This is a genomic window from Wolbachia endosymbiont of Pentidionis agamae (assembly GCF_036711655.1).
In the GTDB taxonomy this organism is placed as follows: Bacteria; Pseudomonadota; Alphaproteobacteria; order Rickettsiales; family Anaplasmataceae; genus JAZHPY01.
Genome location: NZ_JAZHPY010000172.1, coordinates 1 through 415, shown reverse-complemented (window position 1 = coordinate 415; position 415 = coordinate 1). Strand labels below are relative to the sequence as shown.

The following is a 415-nucleotide window of genomic DNA, read 5'->3' as shown; positions in this document are numbered from 1 at the left end:
CCTTTTCGTATTGTAAAGAAGTTAAATGACAATGTTTATGAGGTTGAAAATTGTGAAACTTTACAACGTTCCCGTGTACATATTGAACGTCTAAGTAAATATCGTGTACAGGAAGAAGACAATTGCGAATTAAGTACAGATGACAGTGAAAGTTCTGAAAGCCGAGGACGGCTTCCATCTTAGAAAGGGGGCCGTGAAACGAGAATAACGTGACACTTGCTATAATGTGTCATCGTTCATTTGTAAATAATTTTCTCGTATTTCAAGTTATGATTAATAGTTTATCTTTGTGTTTAAATTCAATATTCAATGTATAATTAGTCAGTTGGTTTAGTGCTTCGGTTGTGTTAATGTGAAAGAATACTTTTTGTGTTCGAATAAATATATTTAATATTATTTCGTGTGTGAAGTGAAT

At 32.3% G+C, this 415-nt stretch carries 1 protein-coding gene; it reads left to right on the top strand.

Going from position 1 to position 415, the window contains the following annotated elements:
- A partial coding sequence (locus V6U76_RS05495; protein WP_333024146.1) for a hypothetical protein occupies window positions 1-183 on the top strand: 183 nt, incomplete at its 5' end.
- Window positions 184-415: the final 232 nt, after the last annotated feature.